General features: G+C 40.0%; 4 protein-coding genes. 2 read left to right on the forward strand and 2 right to left on the reverse strand.

Annotation, left to right across the window (positions count from 1 at the left end; translation table 11 throughout):
* Both G322_RS0117920 and msrB read right to left on the reverse strand, forming a co-directional pair.
* Nucleotides 1-233 (reverse strand): helix-turn-helix domain-containing protein (locus tag G322_RS0117920; protein ID WP_022942015.1); only part of this gene is annotated, 233 nt, incomplete at its 3' end.
* A 222-nt stretch (nt 234-455) separates the two neighbouring features.
* A complete protein-coding gene (msrB, locus tag G322_RS0117925; RefSeq protein ID WP_022943067.1) occupies nt 456-914 on the reverse strand; it encodes a peptide-methionine (R)-S-oxide reductase MsrB in 459 nt (152 codons plus the stop codon).
* Nucleotides 915-1,291: 377 nt separating this feature from the next.
* On the opposite strand from msrB, the gene leuA reads away from it, so the two are divergent.
* Both leuA and G322_RS0117935 read left to right on the forward strand, forming a co-directional pair.
* On the forward strand, nt 1,292-2,851 hold the full coding sequence (gene leuA, locus G322_RS0117930; RefSeq protein WP_022943068.1) for a 2-isopropylmalate synthase: 1,560 nt from the start codon (nt 1,292-1,294) through the stop codon (nt 2,849-2,851).
* Nucleotides 2,852-2,918: 67 nt separating this feature from the next.
* Entirely contained in the window at nt 2,919-3,548 is a 630-nt protein-coding gene (locus G322_RS0117935; protein ID WP_022943069.1) for an MBL fold metallo-hydrolase, read from the forward strand.
* Nucleotides 3,549-3,869 lie beyond the last annotated feature (321 nt).

Genomic DNA, 3,869 nt, shown 5'->3' on the forward strand with positions numbered 1-3,869 from the left:
TAGCCCTCAGAACCACCATTATCCGATGTTATTTTTTGACTGGTGACATAATCATTTAAATGTCGAGTAATACTTGTTTTGTGTTTTCGTAGCGCCTGAGATATTAACTCCTCAGACCAACCTTCAGCAGATAATAAAATCGCTTTTATTCTATCGCACTCGCGCTTATCCCTGCTCATTTTATGGCGAGATTCTAAAATCTTTTTTTGCTGATAGGATAATGATATTTGCATATAGACAGTTTGATCTTTTAAATTTAAATTTCAACTTAATTTTCCTAAATGAGAAGTCTTTTCAAAGATCATGGGTATAAACCACAAGAACAATCCATTTATTACTTTCCCACTCCACAGCGTGAGCGGTTTTATCTGCACCTTGGTTTTACGCTATTAGCGATTGGACATGCACCTAGAAATATTCAGCACTAATTTTTAGACGATCAACAAAATAAATCGCTACTGCTGATGGCCTACAAACAGCGCTAATAACGTTTCATATCCCGCGTCTGCCATTTCATCAATCGTAATAAAGCGCAGTGAAGCAGAGTTAATGCAGTAACGTAAACCACCCATTGCTTGCGGGCCATCTTCAAAAACATGCCCCAAGTGAGAATCAGCATGGCGACTACGTACTTCTGTACGTGTAGAAAACAGTTGGTTATCTGCCTTTTCTGTAATGAGTTCAGTCGTTAATGGTTTGCTAAAGCTTGGCCAACCACAATGTGCGTCAAACTTATCTAGCGAGCTAAATAGCGGTTCGCCAGAGGTGATATCAACATAGATGCCAACCTGCTTATTATCCCAATAGCGGTTATTAAAAGCAGGCTCTGTTGCCTCTTCTTGGGTAACTGCATATTGTAATTCGCTGAGCTGTTTACGCAACACATCGGATTCGGGTTTGCTGTAATCGACCATCGGCTTCTCTATTTTTCATATAATAGAAGCAGTTTAACCGTTATTTGTAATAAGCGCTTGACGCATTTGTTAAAAAGCGTAATTATTGGTCTACTAAGGAATCGTTACAAAATAACTTGCGATAAATTGTTTCCAAAAAGCCTAAAATGACTGGCTATTTTAAAAACAAAATCGCAAGTAATGTTGAAGCCAATCCTAACCATTTTCGAGACTAATTGATGAAAAAAATATTCGTACTCTTGCCAACTTTCCTGCTCATGCTTATTGCATGCGGGTGGTGAGTGTCTGAATAACTTCAATTAGCACTCTAAAAACCCGCAACTACTGCGGGTTTTTTTATACCCGCGTATAAAAAATCAAACAAAGAGGGATTTCTTATGTCAGATCAAGTCATTATTTTCGATACTACCTTACGCGACGGTGAACAGGCGTTAAGTGCTAGCCTTACCGTAAAAGAAAAACTACAGATCGCATTTTCCCTTGAACGTTTAGGTGTAGATATCATGGAGGTAGGTTTTCCTATCTCATCACCCGGTGATTTTGAATCCGTGCAAACCATTGCCCAAGAGATTAAAAACAGCCGTGTTTGTGCACTTTCTCGTGCACTGCCTAAAGATATCGACGTGGCGACACAGGCATTAAAAGTAGCGGATGCATTCCGTATTCATACCTTTATATCAACCTCAACCATTCATGTTGAACACAAGTTAAAACGTAGCTTTGATGATGTCTTAGAGATGGCAGTCAAAGCGGTTAAATATGCGCGTAACTTAACCGATGATGTTGAATTTTCTTGTGAAGATGCAGGTCGCACACCGATTGACAATTTATGTCGAATGGTTGAAGAGGCGATTAAAGCGGGTGCGCGCACCATTAATATTCCCGATACGGTGGGTTACACTATCCCAAGTGAATTTGGAACCATCATTAAAACACTGTTTGAGCGAGTGCCAAATATCGACCAAGCGGTTATCTCGGTACATTGCCATGATGATTTAGGCATGTCGGTGGCAAACTCTATTAGCGCAATTGAAAACGGTGCGCGTCAGATTGAATGTACCATCAACGGTATTGGTGAACGAGCGGGTAACTGTTCACTGGAAGAGGTGGCAATGATTTTAACCACTCGCCAAGCGAAAATGGGCTTTACCACCAATATTAATCCGATGGAAATTTCACGTACTAGCCAGTTAGTGAGCCAACTTTGTAATATGCCAATTCAAGCAAATAAAGCCATTGTGGGTGCTAATGCATTTTCTCATTCTTCGGGTATTCATCAAGATGGCGTGTTAAAAGCACAAAATACCTATGAGATCATGACGCCTGAAAGTGTCGGTCTATTAACTAACAAATTAAATTTAACGTCACGCTCTGGTCGTCATGTGATTCAACATCGCATGCAAGAGCTGGGTTATCGCAATGAAGATTACGATATGGAAGAGTTATACGCGAGCTTCCTTGAGCTTGCTGATAAAAAAGGCCAAGTGTTTGATTATGATTTAGAAGCATTACTGTTCTTTAATCAAATTAATAGTGAGCCTGAGTTCTACAAATTAGATAATATTAGCGTACTTTCTGGTTCTGGTTTGGTGGCAACTGCAACAGTTACTATGCAGATTGGCGATCAAAAGGCAGTCATTGAAGCGGCAACGGGTAATGGTCCCATTGATGCAGCTTACCAATGTTTATTGCGTGTTTCTGGCCTCGATATCACCATGGAATCGTACAAAATAAGTGGCAAAGGTGAAGGTAACGATGCATTAGGTCAAGTGGATATTGTTGCTTCTTATAAAGGACAAAAATTCCATGGTATCGGTTTATCTACCGATATTATTGAGTCTTCCGCATTAGCAATGGTGCATGTGATGAACCATATTCATCTGGCCAAAGAAGTTGAACAACAAAAGAAACAACGCTTACAGACAGAGCAGGTTTAATTAAAGGCAGAACTAACGTTCTACAGTAAATAAAACGTTAGTTTCGCCTCAAGAGAAGAGAAATAGTATGAAAGTGATTGTGATCCCAGTGACACCCTATGAGCAAAATTGTAGTTTAATTATTTGTGAAGAAACTCAAAAAGCAGCGGTGGTTGATCCCGGCGGTAATATTGAACGTATTTTAGCAACCATTGAAAAGCAGGGCGTGAGTGTAGAAAAAGTATTATTAACCCATGGTCACCTTGACCATGTTGGTGGTACAGAAGCACTAGCGAATACATTAAATGTACCCATTATTGGCCCTGAAAAAGAAGATCTATTTTGGCTTGAGCAGTTAGAAGCACAAAGCCAGCGTTTTGGTTTTCCGCCCCACAGCAGTTTTACACCCACAGCATGGCTTGAAGAGGGCGAAATTGTAGAGGTCGGTAATATCAAACTAAAAGTATTGCATATTCCGGGTCATACACCGGGTCATATTGCACTGCTTGATGAACAAAGTCAGCAAGTGATTGTCGGTGACATCCTCTTTAGTGGCGGTATTGGACGCTCTGATTTCCCACGTGGAAACCAGTTTCAGTTAGTGAGTGGGATTAAAAACAAACTACTGACACTCGATCCAGAAATCGTTGTTTATCCGGGTCACGGACCAACAACCACCATTGGACATGAAAAGATGACCAATCCATTTTTACGTTAAACTTTTTCCATCAGAAGATGGTAAGAGGGATATTTATACCAAAGGAACTAAAAAGGCAGGGCAAACGGGTTTAAAACAAACAGAATGAGTTTGCTTTCTGGTCAGTTGTTAATTCAAGCATCAAAAGGCAGGACTAAAGTCCCACTTCCGATGAATAATTAGCTTACTTTTGGGAAGTGGGACTTTAGTCCTGCATGTTTTCATTTATATAAATAGAGACTAATTCCTTCAATCAAGAAAAATCACTGGATTGGTGGTTAACTGTACTTAACTTGTATCATTTAAACCCGTTTGCCCTGACTAAAAAGGTGATCCGTCTTA

Origin of the sequence: Psychromonas hadalis ATCC BAA-638, assembly GCF_000420245.1 — a bacterium.
Taxonomy (GTDB): Bacteria; Pseudomonadota; Gammaproteobacteria; order Enterobacterales; family Psychromonadaceae; genus Psychromonas; species Psychromonas hadalis.

Excerpts from the sequence above, each read along its gene's own strand:
- msrB (WP_022943067.1), bottom strand. The coding sequence starts at position 914 with ATGGTCGATTACAGCAAACCCGAATCCGATGTGTTGCGTAAACAGCTC.
- leuA (WP_022943068.1), top strand. The coding sequence starts at position 1,292 with ATGTCAGATCAAGTCATTATTTTCGATACTACCTTACGCGACGGTGAA.
- G322_RS0117935 (WP_022943069.1), top strand. The coding sequence starts at position 2,919 with ATGAAAGTGATTGTGATCCCAGTGACACCCTATGAGCAAAATTGTAGT.